This is a genomic window from Paenibacillus sp. J22R98 (genome assembly GCF_059383835.1).
On the sequence record NZ_JBXENW010000013.1, the window covers coordinates 35,457 to 59,420 of the forward strand.

The window sequence follows — 23,964 nt, forward strand, 5'->3', positions numbered from 1 at the left end:
TTAGGATACTTGATTGATCTTCATCCGGCGATAGCGTAGACGAATCAGTCTTAACCGATCGTAGATCAAATCAAGCGATTTCCCCTTCCCCTGCGCAGCTTCTTCACCATACACGCGCTGCAGCACCGGCTTCAGATAACGGTCGCCAACGGCAAGCAGTGCATCCCATACAAGCTGCTGCTCCGACTCCGGCATCGATTCCAGCTCTCTCTCAATCAGAGGTTCAATATCGTACCCTTCCGTCTCCAGCTTCTCGATACGCTCCATGAGATCTCTGCGAGGAAGTTCGATCTGAGCCAGCAGCCCTTCTATAGAGTTGCCTTCGGCTATTCCGCGAAGCAGCTTCTGCTTCTCCTGTTGACGATCCATCTGCGACTTATACTTATTTTCCTTCTGCTTATACACCCACTTGATGTAAACCTTAGGATCGATTGCGGTAGACACCCAGTCCAGCGGAAAGCTCCGTTCGCGTTGATAGGTGCGCGTAATTGCAAGTACTTCTTCCGCATACGCCGCTTGCTTCGTCTCGCCCCAACCTGGAATTTGCAGAAGCTCCTCAGGCTGATGCGGCACAAAGCTGCTAATCATCCAGAGCATCCGATTGGAGGCGATAAGATAAGCCGACTTCTTCCCCTCCACCGCTTTCGTCCGGCGCCATTCGCGCAGGGCTTCAAACAGAATAGGATCGGTGTTCATTTCACCATAACACTGAATCATCGAATACAAACTGCCGAGCCCTTCTTGGCCGCGGCGCTCCTCCAGCATGCCATCGATCAGCGGCGTATAGCCTTCGCCCATCTGAACGGCGATGCCATGACGGAAAGCCGTCATCATCTCTTCCCAGGAACCGCCCTCAAACCAAACCGCTTGCTGCTCATCCTGCCCGTTTAGATAAGATTCCGTCCAAATAACCGACCATACACCGTTTTGCTCGCAGATGGACAGCTGCGCTTGTTCGGCACGGCTGTCTTGTCCTACCTTCTCAAATGTGTTCAAAAATACGACCTGCATGCAGGCCCACCTCCACCCGATAAATTAGTTTGATCAAACTTCGAAGCGGCGCAAGCAAGGTGAAATATAAGGTGGTATAAGGTGAAACTTACACTTTCTTATATTCACAAAAAAAAACACCTCTAACGCCATAGATATGGCGTTAGAGGTGCTTCCTCACGATGCAACGATTTGATTGCTCACATCATAGCATAGCCGCCTAAGCGTGACAAGAGTCAATTTTCCAATTCATGGCTTTACGCCCGATTGCCCCGCCGCAGAAAGGAATGCTATGATAGATGCAGAATAAAGGAGGAACTCGAAATGCTGCTGCCTGATTATGATTTTATGTCCGATACGACGGAGCAAACGACAACCCGCTTCGTCACTTTTATAACGCCCAACCTTAAGCGTTTCGATCTCGCCATTATGACGACAAACCGTTTCTACGGCAAGAAGCTGATTACCGACCTGCAAAGCGGTCGCACCGCGATTGTCGGTCAAGACGATTTGGACGAAGAAGGCTACCTGGAATTCACGTATAAACTGACGGAAGAGGAAGCCGCCGATCTTAAACAATTTTTAGAATTTGTGGTGGGAACGGTGCATTTTACCGACTGAGCTCGGGTACACTGTAACGGTCATGAAGAAACGGCTTCCGCCCCCTTAGGTGGCGAAGTTAGCGTCTTCCTCAGAAATATAAGCAGAGTATAAAGAACAACTTATACTTTCTTATATTTAAACCATTAGCCGCCGCAGGAGGAATCTGCATGTTTATGGAAGAAAACCGTCAGCCCTACACAGATGTGAAGTCGGTCGAATCGCAGCGGAACGATCTCAATGCACAAGAGTTTCCCGATGGACCGTATGGTTCCAGGATCGTGTCCGAATCGCTTAGCAAAAGCAAACCGTGGCGAGTCGATCAGCGGCCGCCGAATCGATTTGATTACGAGAACCGCGAGCTGCATGCAGGTATATACCGTGATTACCCCGGTGAGGACGTTTATCCGGATGCAATGGATGAGCCTTAATCACCATCCAACAGAAAACCCGCCAGAGAAGGAAGCACGCTCCTTCTCTGGCGGGTTTCTTCACATCCACATTCAATCCTCTTCCATTAGTGACGCCTCAGCAATCGTTCCTTCGCGAGCCGAAACACGGAGGGTCTTCACTTCAAATGGCCCAAGCGCAATCGTGCAAGCGATGCCTAGCATAGGGATCTCCACTTCCGTTTCCCGTGCATTTCCGGTTGGCTCAAACAGGCGAAGCACGTAATCATCGCTGCGTTCCATTTGCTTGAATGCGCCTAATTGAACGACTTCATCCTTTAGAATAACAAGCGGCTTCACTTTCTCTCCGCGGCCGGATGGGAAGAAGGACAACGCGTAAGGTACTTCATTACGCTGAACGGCTTCACGGTCGACGGCGCTAAGCCGTTCCTCCGCTGCACCGCCATTCAGCCAATACGTAAACTCGCGTTCCCCTTGATCAATGCGCGGCGAGAATCGGTCCTGCACGATAAGCGGCCGATCCATAATCGGATGCGTCGTATAACCGGGACTGCGCAGCAGCGTCGGGCGGATAGCGCCGTCTTGAAAGTCCGATCCATAAGTGCCGTTATTAATTAAAGTCAAAGCGGCTTGCTGCTGAGCCGAATGAGCTGCTGTCCACTTCTGCGCCACAGCTTCTTGCCCTGTCGTATCCAGCGTCTGTACACCGTACACCGTTTGCCCGATATACGATGCATCCGTAAACGTCGTTGGAATGGACAGCTTCAGCATTTTGTCCTTCTCATTCCAAAACACCCGCACATGCACTTCGAGCTCACTGCCCTGCTTAGGAAGTTTGTATGTAAGAACCAGCTTGGAGTTCTGATAGGCAAGAACAGCCTCAACTACGGTTCGCACTGCGCCGTCTTCGATCACCCGAACGGAAGGCAGCAGCGCATGACGCAATCCGGAGAAATCAGAGCCTGCCCCCTTGTCCATCAGCTGGAACGATCCAATATCCGGCTCGAAACGATTCGTGTCCATCCGCCACGGATCCTCATTATCGGCCACGACAACCGGCAGGAATGCTCGCTCCTCCACATAGGAAACACCATCCACCTGATAAGCATCCAGCAAACCTGTACGGGTATTTATAACGGCTTCCATACGGCCGTTCGAGAAACGTATCGCTTGCTGATCGACCTCAAGCTGCGGCTGCGGTTTGGCAGGGAGCATCTCAATGCGGCAGTCAAATCGATTCATCGAAGAAGGCGCGAGCTCCGCATAGAACACGGCGCGTTTGCGCCAATCCAGATTAATATTGCTATGCTCCTTCTCAGGCTGAGAAGGAATTCGCTTCCCGTCCTGATAAACGACAGGCATCGAGAATTCGTCCTTCCAGTTCTGATCCGCCAGCATGAATTCACATGCGAACACGCCGGATACCGGGAACGGATGCGGGTTATAAATCAGGATCGGATATTCGCCTTCCGCTGCTTTGGGTTGTCCGGACGCTAAGGCGAAGAAGGCTCTTGCCTTCAGTCTTGAGACGATCTCGAGTCCGTGTCCGAGCAGCCGCAAGGACGCATCCTCGGCAGGCTGTACAGACGAGCCTGGCAATATATCATGGAATTGAGCAGTGAGCAGATCATAAGTTGCTTGCTGCATTTCTTCTCTTGGGTAAGCGAGTTTACCGGCAATAGCGGCTGCAGAGAGCATTTTCTCGGTTACATACAGTTCATTCTCTAGCAAGCGATGCTTCTGCTTGATTCGAATGACGGACGTATAACAGCCGACAAACCGCGGATTCAAATCGTTGGCATGTCCCGCTAATTCCGCCGCCTGCGAAGCCAGCTCTGCAAAATACTGCTCCGGAGAAGAATGTACGATTTGAACATCGCTGCGCGCTTCCATCAGCTTGCCGATTTCATCTAAATCTACACGGGATGGACCGCCGCCATGATTGCCGACCCCCCATAACATGAGACCAAGCGGCTTGCCCTCGTGGCTGCTAAGCCAGTTCTCGATCGACTTACGGGCTTGGCCCATAAGTGTATTATACGAATAAGTCTGGTGAGCCATCACCTCGGACCCGTCAAAGCCAATCCATCGAAACTCGCGCTCCGGTCCTACAGTATGATCATCGGGTCGCATGAACAAATATGAATCATAGCCGGCTTTGCGCATAAGCTGCACTAACCCGCGGGAATGTCCGAACGAATCGAAGTTGATCGCTGTAGTCGGCCTTGCGCCAAACTTTTCCGAGAAATAGGCTCTGCCATGCAGCATCTGCCTGACGATCGATTCCCCTGACGGCATGTTGCAGTCCGGCTGCAGGTACCAACCACCCATGATGTTCCACTTGCCCAGTCGCACGAGCTCCTGAATTTCCTCGAACAATTCAGGCTCATACTCTTCAATCCATTTGTAGAGAATAACTTCATTGTGATTGAATACATACCCGTCATACTCCCTGCAAAATTCAGCGGCGGCGCGGAACGTAGAAACCGCTGCGGCGGCTCCTTCTTCCCACTCCCACTGCCATACGGGATCCAAATGCGCGTTGCTTAGCAAGTGAAGCTTGGCCATCTGTTCATCCTCCCAGATCGATCATACCTATGTTTGTTAGAAACATATAATGTTCCTTTCAAACTTAACATACCTTACTAAGGCGAAGTTGTATATAGTAAAAAAGCAATCCTACCGCTAAAATCAGCTAGTTAAGATTGCTTGTCCTTCATCGTATATGCTATCGCGAATTATTTCTCAGCGGGCTTCACTGTTTTAAGATAATTCACATAATCTTTGCTGCTTTGAACCAATCGTTCATTCGTCACGTCGGAGGTATCGTTCAACGTGAAATGAGGTAAATAAATGGCACTGATAAACTCGGTAAGCGCCTCTATTGGTCGCAGTATTTCTTGCAACGTAAACCGATTGAACCCCGTTGGTTGAAACGACTCCGCAGTGCCATAAGTCGAGATGGCTACGCCAATTTCTTTACCTGTCGTTTTGGTTGCATTTGGTCCATAGGCCCAGTTATAAAGCAATACCTTATCGAACCATTTCTTAAGTAACGGTGGCGAGCTGTACCAATACAAGGGATATTGAAAAATAATCCGATCATGCGCTTCTACCAGCTTCTGCTCTCTGGCAACGTCGATGATTTCATCAGGGTATTCCTTATATAACTCATGAATCGTAATACCGCCTTCGTCTCGAACGGCATTCAGCCAAGCTTTATTCCAGTTGGAAGCGTCAATGTTCGGATGCGTGACAATGATTAAGGTTTTCTTCATGATTGGCTCATCTCCTAGTTGCATTATTTCTATCTATTAAATGGTAGTCAAACAAAGTAACGAAAAATATAACATCTAAAACTCCCACTTAACCCTATCCATAAATACCGAATTCCTGCGCGACACTCAAGTATTTCCTGAATATTCTCTGCAGTATTTTGGGCTGCCGTTTGTTCTTGTTGCCATTCTATCTTTTAGTAGATAGTCTGTCAACATCCAAATCCTCTCATTCCGCGGTCACGATACAGCAAAAAAAGCAATCCACTCGGCTGACTTAGCCCAAGCAGGATTGCTTCGCTTCACCTACGTTATGTTCGATAAAGCCGTGTTTCGTCTTTCTTCTCCGTCAGCCATACTTTCATTTGCCCGGCATCCCGGTTATCCCATGCATAGTAGGGAATTGCTTTGAAGCTTTGATCGCCGCTCGGCTCCTCCGCATAGACAGCAACAACACCCTGCAGCAGCTCCGGCTCGTAGACGGTGCGGAATCGAGTAGCAGCCGTTACATTTTGCAGGCCATAGCTTGCATTATCGATCTCTTCCATACAATAGACGAGCGGTCCGCGTTGCAGCGCAACCTTCCCCTCATTAGCCAACACTAATGGATGCGAATAAACACGCTCTACCTGCATGGTCAGCTCAAGTGTAATGACATCGCCAGGTTTCCATGTACGCTCCAAACGAACATAACCTTTATCCGTTTGCGCATCGGCGATTTCCAGCTCGCCAACCGACACGCGGTACGATTTGCACCAAGCCGGGATACGCAATCGGATGCCGTATTCTGCTGCTTCCCCTTCTTCAACACGCAGCGTAATTCGACCGTCCCATGGATACTCCGTCACTTGGCGCAGCGTAATTTCACCGGTCGGTAAACGCAGTTTGCCGGTTCCCTCTACAAATTGGTTAACGATGATGTCGTTGCCTCTTGTAGCATAGACATAGCTCCCGATAGACGGAATGAAGCGCGCCACCTGCGTAGGACAGCATGAGCAGTCATACCAAGGTACTCGGTGATGCGTCCCGTCTGATTCCAGCGGATTGACGTAGAAGAACTTGTCGCCGGACAAGGAGACTCCCGCAATGGAACCGTTGTACATCGCCCGCTCAACGATATCCGCGTACTTCGAATCACCATGCAGCAAATTCATCCGATGATTCCACAACACCATTCCAACAGAAGCGCAGGTCTCGCAATAAGCACTGTCGTTAGGCAAATCATAATCTGCGGTGAAACCTTCGTTATGACGAGAAGGGCCAATACCGCCCGTTACATACATATTCCGGTCGACGACGTTAGACCAAATACGATCCAGCGCATCGATATAACCTTGATCGCCGTTTAGCATGGCAGCGTCCGTCATGCCGGCATACATGTACATGGCACGTACAGCATGACCAGTGACACTGGATATATCTCGTACCGGTACGTCATCCTGCGAATACGCCGCACCCCAATCCGAACGGTCCCAGCTATAGCCAACGCCATGACCGTGGCCGCGTTCCTCCAGCAGCCAAAACGCCAGCTTCCAATAGCGCTCTTCTCCCGTTTCTGTGTAAAGCTTCACAAGGGCCAGCTCAATTTCCTGATGACCCGGAACCCAGTGGCGCTTGCCCGGTCCGAACAAGGAATCGATATGATCAGCTACACGAATGGCAACATCGAGAAACAATCGTTTGCCGGTCGCTTGTTTGTAAGCAATCGCGGCTTCGATCATGTGGCCGGCACAGTATTCCTCATGCTTGTTCATGTCCGTCCATTTCTTGTCCGGCTCCGCCAGCGTGAAGTAGGTTTGCAAATAACCATCCTCTTGCTGCGCCGCCGCAATCAGATCGATAATCCGGTCAGCCTGCGCTTCCATCTCCTCATCGGGCTCAATCAACAGGGAATAAGCGATTCCTTCCAACACTTTATAAACATCGGAATCATTATAGAAAATACCTTCAAAGCCGCCTTCTTGCAGTCCTCCGGCTTTGGCAAAATTCGAAATTCTGCCTGTAGCCTCGCACTGCGCCAGGCATGCTGCAATCGTCGATTTCTGTGTCGCTTTAATCCGATTGCTCCAGAAACGATCCTCGATGGAAACGTTCGTGAACGGAATTGCTGTTAACGTTTGGTACGGTAATGTTAACTCTTTCAGTACTGTCATACCGGCTACGACTCCTTCGATTCAGGTAGTGGATTGGGTTAGCGATTCGGTTCATACCGGCTTTTCAATTAGCCTTTCATCCCCGTCAGTGAGATCCCTTGCACAAAGTAGCGCTGCGTAAATAGGAAAACGAGCAGCACCGGAAAAATAACAAGCAGCGACGCACCCATTTGAAGCGGCCAATTTGTCGTATATTGGTTGCGGAATACAGACAACCCAACCTCGAGCGTACGCATCTCCACCGTATTCGTGACGAGCATGGGCCATAAGAAATCGGTCCAAACCCCCATGAATGTAAAGACCGACAAGGTGGCAATCGCCGGCTGCGATAAGGGGAGAATAATGTTCCAGTAAATCCGGAACTCGCTGCAGCCATCGATTCGCGCCGCATCCTCGGTTTCTTTGGGCAGGCTGTGGAAGAACTGCTTGAGCAGGAAGATCCCATACGCGCTGCTGAGGAAAGGAATGATCTGAGCTGCATAGGTATCCAGCCAGTGGAATTTATAAATCATGACGTAAGTCGGGATCGTCGTGACCTGCGAGGGAATCATCATGGTCGCGAGGAACAGAACGAAGATGGCGTTGCTTCCTTTAAACGGCAGCCTTGCGAAGGCGTATGCGGCGAGCGAACAGAATATTACCTGTCCGATAACGACACTCATCGTCACGAACACGGTATTGTATAGAAACCGCAAGAACGGAGCTGCTTTGAATATGCTCATGTAGTTCTCGAACAGCCAGCTGCTCGGAATGAATTTCGGCGGAAATTCGAACACGGAATATTCCGGCTTCAGCGACGTGGATATCATCCACAGAAACGGAACAAGCATGGTCAGACTGACGATTCCCAGTACAACGTACGTGAAGATGTCTGCGAACAGCTGCCCTGGTTTTGCTATTTTGCTGCTAGTGCCTGTGCTTGTCATCGTGGCCATCGGTTTTCCTCCCTCCCGGCTTAATGCTCATAATTGAATTTCTTCATAAATTTCACTTGAATAATCGTAATGACGAAAATAATCGAGAACAGAAGCCAGGATTGCGCGGAAGCATAGCCCATATTGAACACCCGGAAAGCCTGCTCATAAATGTGATAGACGACCACATCCGTCGAGCCGACCGGCCCGCCTTCTGTCAGCATGTAGATTACCGTAAACGCTTGGAACGAGCCGATAATGGTCGTTACCGTGAGGAAGAAGACCGTCGGCATGAGCAGCGGAAGCGTGATCGACCAGAAAATGCGCCATTTATTCGCTCCGTCGATACGTGCCGCTTCATATAAGTGCTCCGGAATGCCCTGCAGTCCCGCCAGGAAGATGATCATTTGATAGCCGATCCCTTTCCAGACGGTTACAATAATGACCGCGATCATCGCCCATTTGGGATCCATCAGCCACTTGGGACCTTCGATGCCTATCTTGCCTAGCAAATAATTTAACAGCCCGAATTCCGGCTGTAATATCCATTGCCATACCATCGCGATTGCTACCGTCGAGGACACAACCGGCAGGAAGAAAAACGATCGAAACCAATACACGCCCTTCATTTTGCGATTTAGCACAAGCGCTACGAGCAGGGAGACTGCAATTCCCGTAGGGACGCTCCCGAATACAAAATAAAACGTGTTGACCATCGCATGCCAGAAGTCGGTATCATGGTACATCTTGATATAGTTTTTCAGCCCGACGAACGGCTTCGCCGGTTTCAGAATGCTCCACTTATGGAAGCTGAGATAGAGAGAAAAGAGAATCGGAATTAACGTAAATACGGCGAGATGAATAAAAGCAGGCAAGATGAACAAATAACCGATCGGTTTGTCGTCGCCTACTGCCTGTCCCCTCAGTTTCTTCCAAAAGCTAGGTTTAGCAAGCTTCTCAGACGGCACGTACGATTGGGAGGCCGATTCCACTGCTGTTTCCTCCTTCTTAGCCGCATAACAGAAATCGGGGGAGCGGAATTTCTCCAATCCCCCGACCTGCGCAGCTTATAAGTTATTCGTCTTTAATGATGGCATCAATCTTCGGTACAGCGGAATCCATTGCTTCTTTCACGGAGATGCCGTTTACGACAACCTGCTCAAGCGCTTTATCGATTTGGGTTTCGATTTCCGCCCATTTCGGATGGATCGAGCCCCAAGGCTGACGCGCATATTGCACTTCGTTTACGAATACTTGCTCAATCGGCTTGTCTTTGGCATATTCCTCTTGCACCGATTTCACCGCAGACAATTCCAGACCCGATTCTACGCGGCCCTTCTGGCCTTCAACCGATTCGGACATGAACTTCGCAAGCTTATAAGCTGCTTCTTGATGCTTAGTAGAAGAAGCTACGCCCCAGCCTGCTTCATACATAACGGATACCCGTTCTTTATTGCGAGGCAAGCCGACTACTCCAAGCTTGCTGATATCAAACTTGCCGGATTCCACCGTGTCGTTGATACCGAGAAGCGTCCAGTGACCGGAAACTTGCATCGCAACTTTGCCGGATTGGAACCACAGATCTCCAAATGCTTTCTTCACCGAAGGCGTTGGGGAAACTTGCTGCTTCACGAGATCCGTGTACATCTGCCAAGCTTCAACCGTAGCCGGGCTGTTCAAATACCCATCGGCTGTCGTACCGTCTTTATCGAGTACGTCAGAGCCATTTTGCCATACGAATGGAACGGATTTGTAGAAGTAAGGGTCGGCGGACATGCCGTAAATATCGGTTTTGCCATCGCCGTCCTCATCCTTAGTCAGCTTCTTAGCCGTATCAAGGAAGTCCTGCCAAGTCCAGTTATCCTTCGGATAAGCTACACCTGCTTTATCAAACACATCTTTGTTGTAGTACACAACCATTGGTGTGAAGCCGCGCGGGAACTCGTACAGCTTATCGCCGCGGACGCCGATGTTATACACGTTCTCGAACCAGACGTCTTTGTTGAATGCCGTATCGTTTTTCGTAAATGGAGCCAGGTCAAGCAATGCATTATTGTCGATAAATTGCGGCAGTAATACAGAGTCAATCAGGAATACGTCCGGCGCATTGCCGGCTGCGATGGAAGACAACAGCTTCTGCGTTGCGTCATCGCCTGGAATCGGTTCATATTTGACGGTAATATTGGGATTTTGCTTCATAAAAGCATCGATCGCCGCTTGCTCGGCTTTGGCTTCTTCTACAGCCGCACCGGATGAAACACGAAGCTCGAATTTCTCTTGTGAATCTGCATTCGTTGCATTTGCGTTCGTTGCGTTTGCATTCGTTGTTGCTGCATTCGAATCTGTGCTGGACGTATTTGCGTTCTCAGCATTGTTGCTGCCACAGCCTGCAAGCAGCGTCGTAGCCCCTACTACCGATGCCAACATATAACCTTTCCACTTCTCCATCTACTTTCACTCCCCTTGTATAATGTAATTCTGTTTTATACAAACACGATCTCGTCGAACAGAACCGTAAAGTTCCCTCCGCAAGAAGCGATCTGTAGCTCAAGTTGGCTGTACTCATTCAGGTCGGGATGTCCTGCTTCGCTTTGCACCCATCCGGTTTGCTCCCCGCTCAGCGGGATCCGGATGTTGGACCAGCCGCATCTGGCTTCGGAAGCAATCTGCGTCCATTCAAAGAGCGGACGAGCGGAAACCCACTGTACATAACGGCTGTCATCCTGCTTCAGCCTTACGGTAAATGCGGATGACGGGAAGCCGCCCCAGGTTTCATGCGAGAACTTGATCCAGAAGCTAAGCTCGCTGCCGGGCTTCGTCAGCGCTTGCGCGGCCGTCTCGGCCGGAATCGGAAGCCGGAGCTTCACAAGCGACGATGATGCTTGCAGCTGCAAAGCTTGTCCCTTGCTGGCGAGGGTCTGATCGCCGTTCACCGTGATAACGGCCGAATGATTCGGAACCGCTACGGCCAGCGACGCTTGGTTCATATCTACGCGATGCTTGATTTGTTCTGTCGCATGCAGCACATTCAGGTCGATCCAGGCCAGATCCGCAGTACCGTTTGTTCCGATGACGGTCAAGCCTACACGGTAGAAGCCCGCCTGCTCATAGATGTGCTCCACCTTCGCTGTTTCTCTAATCGTGCCGTCTCCCATATCCCAGCGATAGTTCAATTGGCTGTCGCCGGAAGCATCCCGGCTTGCGGAAGCATCGAATTGGACGGCATAACGTGCGCGCGGCCGATCCGTTAGAAGAGCTGCCTTGGCAATTGGAGGCTCTCCGTCTGCTTCAGCTACGATCACATCCGACACGTTGATGTCTTGATAAATGTCTCCGCTGCCATTTCCGGTGATACGGTTTCCGGCAATGTACAGCTGCTTCGCATGCTTCATATAGATGCCGTAGGTGTCGTTGTCGGTAATTTCATTTTGCTCGATAATCCAGTGACTGGCCTCGTAGCCTTCTTTATATCCGATAGCAAGGCCAACGCTCTTATTGTGGTGAATGCGATTGCGCCGCATCGTGAAATGACTGCTGGAGCCATTCACGACTGCAATACCTGCATTACCGAATTTCTCAGGCGCATTTGCGATTCGCAGACCGTTATAAGCTGCCTCATTCTCGATGAGTACCGCATGGCAGGAGCCGCCAAGCCAGAATCCGTAGCTGGAGTGATTGCCTAAATTGCGGACAAATGTGTTGCCCGGATCCCATACTTCCCAAGCGTTGTTGTGGGCATAGGAAGCGTCATTGCCTTCAAAATAGTTGCCCGTGCTGACAAAGCCGTTCAAGGAACGGATGAATACTCCGTCGCCGCCATTTGTAAAGTCATTGTTCATAATCCGATTATCATTGGAGCCGCTTTCAATCAGTACCGAGGTCGAGTCTCGTGCATGTACTTCACCGGGGGCGATACGAATACCGTAGCTCATCACATTGCCGTCAATTTCATTGCTGGACGAGCCCCACAGCTTCAGGCAAACGTTCGTGCAATGCGAGAAATTGTTGCCTGTAATCCGGTTGCGATCGGCATACTTTAAATCCAAACCGTTCCACACGCGGTTGCCTGAATTTCCGGCAATTCGGCTGTCTGAGACACGCTCCAGCAGCAATGCACCGACAGATTCTCCATCACCCCAGCCATAGTCAGGATCCGTGTAATTATCGGAGAGGTCATTGTTCTCGACTACCCAGCCGGAGCCGTTCGTCACCTTCATACCGGTCTTGAATCCATGGAGTGCCAAGCCTTTGACTGTTACCCCGTCATACCCATTGGAGTAAAGCCCCGTACCATCGTAGGAATGGATGTTGCCGATCTTTCCGCGTCCGCGAATGATTGCTCCGTTGCCGTCAACCGTGATGCCGTTTGCGGCGATAATCAAGCCTTTGCTGGTAGGAAAGCTATATTCACCCGGCTCGAAAACAACATCTTCGGTAATGATCATGCCAGCATATGGCTGAATTACTTTCGCCATCTTGTAATTTACGCCCCCGTTTCTGGAGTGAAATAAACGCTATTGCATCGCATCGATCGAATATCTCCCGCTACCCCTTAAGAGGTGCCGTCGTTTCTCGCTCGATGACGTTTCCTCTTACAAGCTGCTTCGCCGTTTTCCCATCCGGCATATGGCCGGTCGTGATCATCTGGCAAAGCACCTTGCCTGCAATGAATCCCACTTCGAACATTGGCAGCGAAATGGTAGTCAGTCTCGGCCTCGCATATCTTGCAATCGTCCGATCATCGTAGCCCATAACCGAAACATCTTCCGGAACGCGAAGACCACATTCTCTTGCGGCATCGATGATGCCGATCGCCATCATGTCGTTTGCGGCAAATACGGCTGTTGGCGGATCTTCGGAGCGAAACAGCTCAAGCGCGAGTCGATACCCGCTGTCTTCGAACCAATCGCCATGCTTTATGTACTCGGAGCGGAACGGGATCTGATTCTGCTTCAGCGCTTCCGCATACCCATTCAAACGGCGGATACTGGAATACCAATCCTCAGGACCGTTAATATAAGCGATCTTGCGATGATTCAAGTTGATTAAGTAGTCGGTCGCATCATGTCCACCAGCAAAATCGTCTGTACATACGATGCTGACCGGCTCCTCGGCACTGCTGTACCGGTTAATTAGCACGAAGGGCAGCTTCGTTGTGGGGACTTCGGCAAGTGCATCCAGCGTGGAATCCGCCAGAATAACGCCATCCATCTGCATATCCGCAAAATAATCAATGGCTGATTGTTCATTCTCCGGATCATGATGCACGTTCCAGACCAGCATGCTAAATCCGCTTTCGCGCAGCGCCTGTTCAACGCCCTTCGCAATCATGCCGCTCAATTCGTCGGATACATCATCCGTAATCAACCCGATCATCGAGGAGGACTTCTGTCTGAAATTACGTGCCAGCAAATTCGGACGATAGCCCATCTCCTCGGCAATCCGCTGAATGCGATCGCGGGAGCTGCGGCTTATCTTGTCATTGTCGGCAAGTGCCCGCGAGACCGTAGCCGCGGACATCCCTGCCGCTTTGGCAATATCGTATATGCTTACCACCGGCTTCACCCCTCTCTCGATTTCATTTTCCCAATTCTTTGCAATCGATTGCAAAAGCTCGCAAGTTCACCTGCAAACCGTTACACTTCCTATTCTTGAAGTTATTGTAATCGATTGCATTGATTCCTGCAACGGTTTTTTTGCAATCGATTGCAAAGTAAATTGAAGATCAAGATTATTCCTCTTCTACTCGAACGGGACTGCCTGTTCGGATGGATTGACGAATGGCTTCCAGCGTAGCGATCGTTTTGAAACCGTCCTCGGCATCCGGCATGGCACGCGTTCCCTGGTTCAAGCACCTTGCAAAATGCTCCGTATAATTAACAAACTCACCGGCATGATGATTGACGCCTTCAAACTGAAAATAGTGATAAATATCCTCAAAGTAGTGCTCTGTCCGTTCCTTTTCGCCTTCATACTTGATCTGCGCTTCCAACTGAGGATATTTGCCGATAAAGGTGCCCTTCGTTCCGTACAAGGCGACCTCAATCCAAGGACGCGTCTGGTGCAAATGCTCCAAACCGTAAAGGCCCAGCACGCGGCCAATTTTGCCGCTTTTGAATTTCAAATTGATGACGAACGTGTCATGACCATCGAACCCGTTCGCTACCGCAATATCGGATTGGCTGCTATAGGCCGAAACCTCATCCACGTCTCCCATATACCAGCGAATGAGATCTACCGGGTGTGAGCAGCATGCAAACAGAAGATCAAAGCCGCCTTCTCGTGCCCATGCCCGTTCATTGTAAAACCACCGCATGTCGTGTACATATTGTGTTTCAGCAAAACTGAGCGTACCTAATTTGCCCGCTTCATAAGCCTCGCGCTGATGCTGCATAGACCCGAAGAAACGCGAGCTTTGTCCCACCATGAGCTGGCGCTCGGGATTTGACCGCACATAAGCAAGCACTTCTCGCGCTTCATCGAGCGTATTGACGAGCGGCTTCGTGCAAAGCACATGCTTGCCCGCTTCAAACGATTGGCGAATATGGGTGAAGTGCATCTGATCCGGCGTATAAATCGCCACGAAATCAATATCCTCTCGAGCCAGCATAGCCTCAAGCGAACTGTAAAAGGAAGGAACGGCAAATTGCCGTGCAATCGATTCTGCCAGCTGTTCGTTCGAATCACATACGGCGACTACTTTCAATTCCGAATGACCGGCCAATCCTTTTACGAGTCCTTTGCCTTCGCCGAGACCGACAATACCGATGCCGTATCTGCGGCCGATTGCTGTAAATCGTCCATGTCCTTCCATGCTGCACGCCCTCCTATTCGGGATATTAGTTCATCGGAAGCAGGTCATTCAGGATGCAATCAAGCAAGTAGAGACCCGCCGGATTACGTGCAAGACCATTAGGCTGGCTGCCTAAACCGCCTTCCAGACGCAGCGTGGTCGAAATTCGAATGCCTTCTCCAATACGCTCCTCGATCATGTAGCGGTCAAGCTCAAATATTCTGGCATCCAAGCGGTCCATAATCGGCCTATGTTCGCCAAGCTTCAAACGATCGAATACCAGATCGGTAGCCAGTCCAAACAACAGCATCGAAGTATGATTCTGATGCGGAAAACCATTCATCATGGCATGCGGGTGGAACAGCTGCAGCGATTCCCGCCAGAATGGAGCATGCTTAACAGCAAGCGGACCATATCCTCGCTCTATGTACAGCGCCTTGCCTCCTGCCGCAACGAAGCGGTCCATTTTCGCTGTCCACCTTGTCGTAAGCAGCACCTGGACATTGTCATTATTGTTCTCGCCGCTTTCCGACCAGGCACGAATACCGGGATGCAGACCTGCCCATTCTCGGAACAATCCGTTTGCATCATCGACTGCAATTGCGGCCAGCTGAGACTCAGCTCGTTCTGCCTTCGGCAGCACCCAGATCGGCCACGAGTTGGTCGCGACAATCTGCCCTTCCGACTCCAGCTCCGCTTGCAGCACCACTTGAATCGGTGTTTGCGTTTCGGGAAGCATCCATTCGGCCACAGCCATTTCCTTGAAGTCCCCTACTTGAAGCACTTCAGCCTCGCGCGTACCTTCGTTTGCAGCATATCCGTCAACCGTCCATGTCCAGCGTAGCGTAGCCGCGTGAATCGATTCCGCTCCATAATGCGATACCGCCAGATGAGGTCTGATCGGCTCGCCGGAGGCGTAATTGTTCGGGTCCCATGTCGTCAAACGGTCGCCGCCATTGATCCAATTTCTGCGCGCATCCCATGTTACCGTGATCATAGTTGCACCATTAATTTGCCTGAATCGCTCCGGCGGCTGCTTCCACTCGCCGAAATCATCAAATACGGCGCTTGATGCAAGGCCGGAATCCTGAATCGACGTCAACGTATAGCCATTGATGTGCGGGTAAGCTCGAACTTGCTCCAGCACTGCCTTGCGGTAGACATATGCGCTTTCGCGCGCGTTTGCAGTCAGCTCCTCTTCCGTAAACGGCAGTGGAAGCAACGCTAATTTCTCATCCTGGCGATGATATTGCCAGCGCGCATCTCGTGCTACCGGGTTGACGGTGGGATCAGATTTCAACCACCAAGGCCTTTCTCCTTTTCGCGCTATCACCTGTCCAAGCGGCCTGAATTCATCGTAGTCGCAGAATTCCCCGAATACCCATGGCTTCTTCTCCCGCCAAGGCGAAGCGAACCGGCTCAGCAGATCCGGGTAGAAATGAACGTCCGTGTAGAAATGGTAATCGTAGAAGTCGGCATATTCCTTCAGCAAGCCTCCATAGCATTCGCCTGAGCCGCTGTTATCGCGTATGATTGCGCCATTGGTCAATCGTTTCGCCTGCTCGTACAAGTCTTTCAGAAAGTCAGCGTCTGCCTCATGGTTCAGCTCACAGCCAAGTGTCCATACCCCAATCGATGTGAAGCTGCGAATCTCCTTAATGATCGCCTCGTACTGCGAAAACGCGCGCGCTTTAAACTCTTCGTTTACCTCCGGCAGCCACATCGGCAGCTCCTGCCAGATGACGAAACCAAGCTCGTCGGCTAACTCGAAATAATCGCGAACCGGTACGTATAAGCAATGCTTCACCATGTTAAAGCCGCCGTCCTTAAGACGGAGCAATTCAGATCGGATGGCCTCACGATCCGGGATCGGCGCGACTAGATCTCCATACCAGCCCCAGTGCAAAATACCTCTCAGATGAATGCGCTGCCCGTTTAACAGCAGCTGCTCACCGGCGATGGACCAGTACTTCATCCCGAAACGATGCTCATAACCATCTACCGCTTGCCCGTTCCGTTCGAGCGTCAATGTCAGCTTATACAGCTGCGGATTCTCCGGGGACCACAACTTGATGTCTGCTCCGGCCGGAATCTCCATGACGCCGGTGTCATCCGCGGTGACGACTGAAATCGGAAGGGTAATTTCGGTGGAGATCGATCCATCCGGCGCTAGAAGAACAGCATGAATCGTCCATGCGCCTTCGCCTGAATCGCCTTCTAAGCGATAGTTGACGGTCACCGCTTCCGTACCCGGCAATGTTTGCACGAATACATCCGCAAGCTCGCCTACCGGAATCACGCCAAGCCGAACCGGCTTCCATATCCCGCCGAAGATGACGCCTACGTCCGGTAGAAACCCTGCCAGACATTGTCGCAGCGGATACTTGTCGCCTTGCTTGTACACGCGAAGAACCAACTCATTCGTTCCGCCCGCGATCAAAGCTTCACCCGGCTCGATACGAAAGCCGCTCCAACCTCCCTCATGCTCGCCGATCCGTTGCCCGTTCAGCCATAACTCGCAGAAGTAGTTGACCCCTTCAAAGTCAAAAGCCGTTCTTTGGCCATTCCAGCCGGAAGGAGCATCAAACGACAGCCTATACCATACGGCTCCATCGGACAGCTTGTTATCCGTCAGCACATCCCAGCAGCCGGGCACTTGCGCTCCCTGCCATTCGCCTGCGGCCAGCGCATCCGCGGGACTTTCATAGCGATGGTCAAAATCAAATAACAGCTTCCAGTTTTCCGTCAATCTTACCGATTGCTGCAGCATGTCTCACTCATCCTTTCGACCTCGATGATCCTACGTAAGTTAAGAAATGGTTCCAATCTCGTTGTACTCCAGTCCTCCTTCGTATACATGACTGACTCCATGTTGGTAGCGGTTACAGACTAGCATGGGAGATTTTTGTCTGTCAAGCAGGCATTTCTGCTCTGATCGCACGCAAAAAAGCCGCAGAGCGTCAAAATTGCTGACACTCCGCGGCTTCCATAGTCATGACTATACCGAAAATAAATCCAAATTGAAGGTCGGATGACCCTCTAATATTTTAACCAGACCACCAAACTCTAGCTCTTCAAATTTACGTGTTGCAGCTTCCAATTGGATCTGCCAAGTGCAAGCCGACAGGTCGCAGCGTACCGGCGCATTCAAGCGAATAGTCGCCAAATCTCGTGACAGGTGAAGCATATCGAGATCCGCTTCGATCTTCGTGCGCACGCCTTTAGGCAGCTTATCCAGGTTAAGCAGAACACCTTCGATGGATTGATATTCGAGAATCAGCTTGAGTGCTGTTTTCTCGCCAATGCCTTTAACCCCAGGGTAATTATCGCTCGTGTCGCCCATGAAGCCCTTCAGGTCAATAACCTGGCTAGGCGATAATTGCTTCTCTTCCAGAAGCAATGCCAAATCATAGACAGCATAATTCAGCTTGCCTTTCTTCATGATGACCACTTTCACCGTTTCACTTACCAGCTGCAGCATATCGTGGTCGCCGGTCAGGACGTAAACCTCTGCTTCTCCGCTAAGCTGTGTCGCTAGCGTGCCAATGCAATCATCCGCTTCGAAGCCGACGACACCAACGTTTTGAATGCCCATTTGCTCAACGACATCTTTTACCAAATCAAATTGGGGAATAAGCTCAAGCGGTGCCTCGCCCCGATTTCCCTTGTAATCGGCAAACTGCTCGGTACGAAACGTCTTGCTGCCCATATCCCAACAACAAATAACATGAGTCGGTTTAAACGTGTTGATCGCATCAAAAAAATATTGGATAAAGCCATATACCGCATTCGTCGGCAAACCGGCGCTTGTTTTACGAATATAGCCTGTATAAGAAGTGGCATAGAACGCTCTAAACAAAATAGCCATTCCATCGACGAGCAGCACTCTTCGGTTGTTCGTTTCTTGCATCCCCATATCTCTCCCCTATAACATCTTAACTGTCGGTCAACGACTCGCCTCTGATGAATCTCCCGATACGCTCGGCAGCCTCGATAAGTCGCTCTTCCTTCTCTACTAAAGCAATTCGGACATAACCTTCCCCTTGTTCGCCGAAGGCGTCTCCTGGAATAACAGCCACTCCTGTGCGTTCGAGCATTTCCCGGGAAATGCGACGCGATGTCCAAGGCTCCGACAATTCCCATTTCATAGGAGGCAGCTTCGCCCAAATAAACATCGTAGCTTTGGGTGATGGAATCTCCCAACCTTGCTCACGAAGTGCCTCAACAAATCGGTCACGCCTCGTTTCATAGAGAGCTCCAACCGAGGGTTGATCCCCCAGCATATCCTGCTGTAAAGCAACAATTCCCGCTTCTTGAACAGGCAGAAATACGCCGTAATCGATATTGGCTTTCAGCTCGCGCAGCGCAGCTATCGCCTTCGGATTGCCTGCCAGGAAACCGATTCTGCAGCCCGCCATATTGAAACTTTTAGATAACGAATGAAACTCTACCGCTACTTCACTTGCTTCTGACACTTGCAAGATGCTGGGAGGTTTATACCCGTCGAAAGCCATCTCCGAATAAGCCAAATCATGTACGATCAATACACCATGACGTTTGGCATAGGAAACAGCCCGCTCGAAGAATGGAATATCCGCAACCGCCGAAACAGGGTTACTCGGATAGTTGAGCAGCATAAACTTGGCTCTCTTCCATACTTCTTCAGGAATCGCATCAAAGTCAGGCAAGAACTGATTCTCTGCAAGCAGCGGCATCCGATAAGGCTCCACGCCTGCAACTGCGAGACCAGCCATGTAGACCGGATAACCCGGATCAGGAACTAGTGCGATATCGCCCGGATTGCACAGCGACAGCGCCAAATGTCCAAGTCCATCCTGCGACCCCATCAACGAGAGCAGCTCATGGTCCGGATCGACTTCGATGCCGAATCGATATGCCAGCCAATCGGCCGCCTGACGGAGAAACTTCACGCTTCCCTTGGAGCCCGGATAGCCATAGACATCCTCTCGCAGCACGGCCTCGCTTAACGCTTGCCGGATCGGCAGCGAAGGCGGCAAATCCGGGCTGCCGATGCTCAGATCAATGACGTTCCTCCCAAGGCGCACGGCCTCCCGCTTCCACTCTGCTACCTCGGCAAATATAGACGAGCCAAGCTCGGACAATCGATCCGCACGCCATTCTTTCGTAATTGTCACCTGACGAGTACCTCCTTAGTTCTCTGCGCTAGTTGCCCCAAACCCGATCGTATTCCTCATCCTTGAACCCTACCGTAACCGTACTGCCGTTCGTAACAACAGGCCGCTTGATCAATCTGCCGTTTGAGGCGAGCAGCTCAATCTTCTCCTGCTCCGTCATTCCGGGCAGCTTATCCTTCAGTCCAAGTTCCTTGTAAACTTCGCCTGAGGTGTTAAAAAACTTCTTCACTTCCAAGCCGCTATTGGCAATGATCGTTTGCAGCGTTTCTACGGAAGGCGCTGTTTCAAAGACATTGTGCGACTCCAGTTCATAGCCCATTCCTTTGAGCGTCTTGATAGCGCTGCGGCAGGTGCCGCATTTCGGATATTCATAGATTGTCAGCTTCTTCATGGCGTATCTCTATCTCCAGTTCATGATTGTTATCGTAATTTTACAGCTTCCGAAGCTCTGCCTCCAGCTGTCGCAAATCCTCCGGCAGCGCCGCCTCGAACGTCATCCGCTCCTTCGTAATCGGATGCGTAAACGACAAAATCGCGGCATGCAGCGCTTGCCGCTGCAGCAATGCTTCCAGCGAAGCCGACACCTCCGGCGCGCCAGCTTCTTTGCCTTCACCTGCAAACCCGTACAGCTTGTCCCCAAGCAGCGGACAGCCAAGATGCTTCATATGCACCCGAATTTGGTGCGTGCGGCCTGTTTCCAGCTTAATATTCAGCTTCGTCGCAGCACCATTGCCGTATATCGACTCCACCTCGTAATGCGTGATCGAGTCATAGCCATCAGGCGTTACGACGCGCAAATGAGGATTGACCGTATCCCGGTCAATCGGTTCATTAACCGTTCCCGCAGTCTCGGCCGGACTGCCGTACACATAAGTTCGGTACCGTTTATCCACTTCGCCGGCCTGAAGCTGATCAGAGAGCTGCTGGTGAATGTAAGGCGTCTTCGCGATCGCGACAAGACCTGATGTTTCCTCATCCAAGCGATGAATCGGGCGAAACCGTACGCGCTCCCCTTGCTGCTTCCAATGATAAACGACCCCATTGGCCAGCGTTCCGGTGTAGTGCCCCTGCGTGGGGTGCACCACAATGCCGGGCGGCTTATTCACGATCAACAAGTCCCGATCCTCAAAGACAATATCGAGTTCCATCGGCTGCGGCAAAATATCATTCGACTCTTCCTGCTCCATGCGAAGCTCCAACAAATCACCGCTAGTAACGCGGTCATTTGTATAGACACGTTCTCCGTTAATCATAATTCCATGCTCGGTCTGCTTCAGGCGTGAAAGGAGTTTTCGCGAAACGCCAAGACGGCGCTCCAGCACCTTGCGAACGATCTTGCCATTGTCCTCTTCTTCTATAACTAGGGTGAGCGGTTCATAATAGACGGAACTAGTCATTGCTCTTGGTGCGAAACACGTCCGCGCTCCTAATATATTCGGTATCCGGTACACCAAGCTTCACATTCGCGAAACGCGCGGCCGCGAAGAAATAGTCGGACAACCGGTTCATATACGTACTTACCGGCGGGTGCACCGGCACTTCTGCAGCCAATGTCACGATGCGCCGCTCAGCTCTTCGGCATACCGTTCTGCATACATGAAGCAGAGCAGACACTTCACTGCCCCCAGGCAAAATAAATCGCTTAATCTCCGGCGACGCCGCCGTATGCGCATCGATCCAGCTTTCCAAACGCGTTGCTGACGCATCGGTCAGCTTCAAATCGCGTCCGCTCGGGTCTGCGAAGGCTAAGTCTGAGCCGCAGTCAAACAGCTCCTGCTGAATTTCAGTCAGCTCCGCAGCAAGCTCGTTCAACCCATCACGAACGGCAATCGCTGCCGCCTGACCGACAAAGCTGTTCAGTTCATCGACCGTGCCATAAGCTTCAACTCGGCTGTCATCCTTGCGAACTCGGCCGCCTTTGACCGATGTATCTCCACTATCTCCGGTGCGTGTATATAGTTTCAAGGTGCTCACCTTCCTGGCGATTGAATAATAGAAACGGCTACAAAGGCGAACGCTGACGCTTCTGCACAACGATTCCGCCCACTTCGCTGCTTTTTCCGCTTGTTCTTTAGTTCAACTAATTTCGCAACACAATAGCTCCACTATAGCACATATGCTTGTAAAGCAGACATCATTCCGACCAGCTGGCGCGCATTTCCTGCGAGTCTGTGCTTTGCTGCTTGCCATAGATAGAGAGCAGCACCAGGCTGAACAGCAACGCGCAGAATGACAGCCCTGCAATGATCAAATAATAGACATGACCGGTGACCGACTCATATACCCAGCCGCCTGCGTAAGAAGCAACGATACCGGATACGCCGAAGAACAGCAGCGCCAGCACGGTTTGGCCCGTTGCGCGCCACTCCTCCGGCACGATACGGTATAGATATTGTATGGCCGCTGTATAGAAAATCGGGAACGTAAAAATCTGCAGCACTTGCAAATAAGCCAGCAAATGCGGATCTGTAATCCAAGCGGAGAGGAAGAAACGCACAAAGTAGAATAGGCTGGCGAAAGCGATCAGTGCCAGCTCCCTGCCCTTGCGCATCCACCAGAAGCTGAGCGCAAATACGAGAATTTCGGTCCCGGCAGCGAGGAACCATGCTTGTCCAATCAGCTCCGGACCACCGCCAAGCTCGCGCAGGTAGACACCTAAATACGTATCATTAATCCGAGATGGAACTGCCGCAATGAAGATCAGAATGAGGAACATCAGCGTTTCGCGATGAGTTAAAAATTGTCCAAGCTTCTTCAGCTTGACCGGTTTGCTGGCAGCAGGTGCATCCGCTAAAGTGAAGCATACGAGAAAGCTGATCAAGCCGATGACAGCGAAGAGCGGCGCCATGCCATCAACGCCGAAATACTTCATCACATAACCGACAGCCAGCGACATCACGGCATAACCCAATGCGCCGAATGTTCGGATAGAACCATAGCTAACGCCTCTGGCTTCAGCCGTTTGAAAATTCAAGCTTTCCGTTAATGGATCCATCGAAAGTAAGAAGAAGTAGAGCAGCATCGTAAAGACGACGAGTAAAATAAAGCTGCCTGAGGCATAGAGCATGTAACCGATTATGGTGGAACAGAAGATGAGTAACAGGAGCACTTTGCGTATGGTTTTGGTCCGATCGCTAATCATTCCCCAGAGCGGTGAAGCGAAGAGCGAAACAAAGCCGCCTGTGCCAATAATAAAGCCAATCTTCGTCGCAGGAAGCCCTTGCGCATCCAGATAGACCGGCAGAAACGAAATAAACATCGCAAGTAAGGCAAAATACAAAAAATTGAATATTCGTAAATTAGCAGGTGATTTCATGGTAGTTCTTAACTCCTCTTCAAGTTGCAAAAAAGAAAAGAAGTCCTGTTAAGGACCCCTCTCAGGCGAAGAATGAAAGGCATCTGTCATTAAGACTGCTGTGCCCAGCTTCTTCTAAATTGCATATATTCATTTATTTTCTTATCCAGACGGCGGCTTAAGTCAATCACTTTCTCGGAGCCGAATGTCGCTTCTTCTACGTAAGATTGTTCCATCTTCATGCGCAGCGCATATATTTCGTCTTCCAATCGGCGTATAGATGATGAGGACACAAGCTTAAGACCCGTTTTCGCACAAGTCATGGCCATCCCTCCTGTCATCACTCAACAAAACCTAACGACGCTTGTGCATTGCGTT

20 protein-coding genes are annotated in these 23,964 nt (G+C 50.9%); 2 read left to right on the plus strand and 18 right to left on the minus strand.

All coding sequences use genetic code 11. The features are described 5' to 3' along the window. Positions 1-1,011, minus strand: coding sequence for an HRDC domain-containing protein (locus AC50Y3_RS27360; protein ID WP_494821880.1), 1,011 nt, complete (start codon positions 1,009-1,011; stop codon positions 1-3). 303 nt (positions 1,012-1,314) lie between these two features. On the opposite strand from AC50Y3_RS27360, the gene AC50Y3_RS27365 reads away from it, so the two are divergent. Both AC50Y3_RS27365 and AC50Y3_RS27370 read left to right on the plus strand, forming a co-directional pair. Then, positions 1,315-1,611, plus strand: coding sequence for a DUF3055 domain-containing protein (locus AC50Y3_RS27365; RefSeq protein ID WP_494821881.1), 297 nt, complete (start codon positions 1,315-1,317; stop codon positions 1,609-1,611). A gap of 149 nt (positions 1,612-1,760) precedes the next feature. Next, positions 1,761-2,021 carry a hypothetical protein gene (locus AC50Y3_RS27370; RefSeq protein WP_494821882.1) on the plus strand — a complete coding sequence of 87 codons (261 nt, stop codon included), beginning with the start codon at positions 1,761-1,763 and terminating at the stop codon, positions 2,019-2,021. Positions 2,022-2,093: 72 nt separating this feature from the next. Here the strand turns inward: AC50Y3_RS27370 and AC50Y3_RS27375 are convergent, their stop codons facing one another. The 17 genes from AC50Y3_RS27375 to AC50Y3_RS27455 form a co-directional block, all read right to left on the minus strand. Next, complete coding sequence (locus AC50Y3_RS27375) at positions 2,094-4,568, minus strand: glycoside hydrolase family 38 N-terminal domain-containing protein (RefSeq protein WP_494821883.1); 2,475 nt, start codon at positions 4,566-4,568, stop codon at positions 2,094-2,096. A 170-nt stretch (positions 4,569-4,738) separates the two neighbouring features. Then, positions 4,739-5,278, minus strand: a complete 540-nt coding sequence (locus AC50Y3_RS27380) for an NAD(P)H-dependent oxidoreductase (RefSeq protein ID WP_494821884.1) — start codon at positions 5,276-5,278, stop codon at positions 4,739-4,741. A 308-nt stretch (positions 5,279-5,586) separates the two neighbouring features. Further along, on the minus strand, positions 5,587-7,428 hold the full coding sequence (locus AC50Y3_RS27385) for a glycoside hydrolase family 127 protein (RefSeq protein ID WP_494821885.1): 1,842 nt from the start codon (positions 7,426-7,428) through the stop codon (positions 5,587-5,589). A 68-nt stretch (positions 7,429-7,496) separates the two neighbouring features. Beyond that, positions 7,497-8,363, minus strand: a complete 867-nt coding sequence (locus AC50Y3_RS27390; protein ID WP_494821886.1) for a carbohydrate ABC transporter permease — start codon at positions 8,361-8,363, stop codon at positions 7,497-7,499. 20 nt (positions 8,364-8,383) lie between these two features. Next, entirely contained in the window at positions 8,384-9,334 is a 951-nt protein-coding gene (locus AC50Y3_RS27395) for a carbohydrate ABC transporter permease (RefSeq protein WP_494821887.1), read from the minus strand. 82 nt (positions 9,335-9,416) lie between these two features. After that, complete coding sequence (locus tag AC50Y3_RS27400) at positions 9,417-10,790, minus strand: ABC transporter substrate-binding protein (protein ID WP_494821888.1); 1,374 nt, start codon at positions 10,788-10,790, stop codon at positions 9,417-9,419. 35 nt (positions 10,791-10,825) lie between these two features. Beyond that, entirely contained in the window at positions 10,826-12,817 is a 1,992-nt protein-coding gene (locus AC50Y3_RS27405; protein ID WP_494821889.1) for a right-handed parallel beta-helix repeat-containing protein, read from the minus strand. 70 nt (positions 12,818-12,887) lie between these two features. After that, entirely contained in the window at positions 12,888-13,898 is a 1,011-nt protein-coding gene (locus tag AC50Y3_RS27410) for a LacI family DNA-binding transcriptional regulator (RefSeq protein ID WP_494821890.1), read from the minus strand. A 175-nt stretch (positions 13,899-14,073) separates the two neighbouring features. After that, positions 14,074-15,156: a Gfo/Idh/MocA family protein gene (locus AC50Y3_RS27415; RefSeq protein WP_494821891.1), complete on the minus strand. Its 1,083-nt coding sequence runs from the start codon at positions 15,154-15,156 to the stop codon at positions 14,074-14,076. A gap of 25 nt (positions 15,157-15,181) precedes the next feature. Beyond that, complete coding sequence (locus tag AC50Y3_RS27420) at positions 15,182-17,905, minus strand: glycoside hydrolase family 2 protein (RefSeq protein ID WP_494821892.1); 2,724 nt, start codon at positions 17,903-17,905, stop codon at positions 15,182-15,184. A gap of 228 nt (positions 17,906-18,133) precedes the next feature. After that, complete coding sequence (locus tag AC50Y3_RS27425; protein ID WP_494821893.1) at positions 18,134-19,045, minus strand: 5'-3' exonuclease; 912 nt, start codon at positions 19,043-19,045, stop codon at positions 18,134-18,136. A gap of 25 nt (positions 19,046-19,070) precedes the next feature. Continuing rightward, positions 19,071-20,285 (minus strand): aminotransferase class I/II-fold pyridoxal phosphate-dependent enzyme, encoded by a 1,215-nt coding sequence (locus tag AC50Y3_RS27430; RefSeq protein ID WP_494821935.1) that lies wholly within the window; start codon positions 20,283-20,285, stop codon positions 19,071-19,073. Between the two features lie 34 nt (positions 20,286-20,319). After that, on the minus strand, positions 20,320-20,682 hold the full coding sequence (locus AC50Y3_RS27435; protein WP_494821894.1) for an arsenate reductase family protein: 363 nt from the start codon (positions 20,680-20,682) through the stop codon (positions 20,320-20,322). 40 nt (positions 20,683-20,722) lie between these two features. After that, positions 20,723-21,688 (minus strand): RluA family pseudouridine synthase, encoded by a 966-nt coding sequence (locus AC50Y3_RS27440; RefSeq protein WP_494821895.1) that lies wholly within the window; start codon positions 21,686-21,688, stop codon positions 20,723-20,725. Continuing rightward, positions 21,681-22,256, minus strand: a complete 576-nt coding sequence (locus tag AC50Y3_RS27445) for a cob(I)yrinic acid a,c-diamide adenosyltransferase (protein WP_494821896.1) — start codon at positions 22,254-22,256, stop codon at positions 21,681-21,683. The genes AC50Y3_RS27440 and AC50Y3_RS27445 overlap by 8 nt, the downstream gene beginning before the upstream one ends. 169 nt (positions 22,257-22,425) lie before the next feature. Further along, the gene (locus AC50Y3_RS27450; RefSeq protein ID WP_494821897.1) at positions 22,426-23,607 is read right to left on the minus strand and encodes an MFS transporter; all 1,182 of its coding nucleotides are present in this window, start codon (positions 23,605-23,607) and stop codon (positions 22,426-22,428) included. A gap of 89 nt (positions 23,608-23,696) precedes the next feature. Beyond that, positions 23,697-23,909 carry an aspartyl-phosphate phosphatase Spo0E family protein gene (locus AC50Y3_RS27455; protein WP_475781310.1) on the minus strand — a complete coding sequence of 71 codons (213 nt, stop codon included), beginning with the start codon at positions 23,907-23,909 and terminating at the stop codon, positions 23,697-23,699. Between the last annotated feature and the right edge of the window lie 55 nt (positions 23,910-23,964).